General features: G+C 41.0%; 1 protein-coding gene. It reads left to right on the top strand.

The genetic code is table 11. The annotated features are described in order from the left end of the window. Positions 1–512, top strand: a 512-nt coding sequence (locus AB4496_RS25015) for a TatD family hydrolase (protein ID WP_372132502.1), incomplete at both ends; no start/stop codon positions are given.

Here is a 512-nt window from a genome sequence, read left to right as displayed (position 1 = left end):
GGTTTTTCACTTGATAAAGGTATTGAAGGTTACGTTAAAGAAGCGAAACAGGCGCAAGTCGAGAAGTTAATCATCCCTTCTATTGGCCAAAGTAACTGGAGGAAGCTTGATGAAATCGCTCAATCTTACCCTAATGTTTATTACGCATTAGGCTTTCATCCTTACTTTTTAGAGCAAGCCAATGACGAGCAATTTTCGGAACTTCGCCAATTACTCTCATCAAAAACCAGTCAATGTGTTGCGATAGGAGAGTGTGGTCTCGACTTTTTTGTCGATGTTGCACGGGAGAAACAAGAGCGTTTTTTCATTCAACAAATAGAGCTAGCTAAGGCGTTTAAGCTGCCTTTAATCATCCATGAAAGGAAGTCTTTTAACCGACTTATTGAGCTAATAAAGCAGTATAAATTTACTTTGGGTGGCGTGATTCATGGATTTTCAGGGAGCGAACAGCAGGCTTTGGCGTGGATTCAGCTTGGTTTCTATATTGGTGTCGGTGGAACGATTACTTACCC

This window comes from Vibrio sp. 10N.222.46.A1, assembly GCF_041473595.1.
GTDB classification, from domain to species: Bacteria; Pseudomonadota; Gammaproteobacteria; order Enterobacterales; family Vibrionaceae; genus Vibrio; species Vibrio tasmaniensis_A.
The sequence above is the reverse complement of the archived record's forward strand: the minus strand, read 5'-3'. Positions and strand labels throughout refer to the sequence as shown.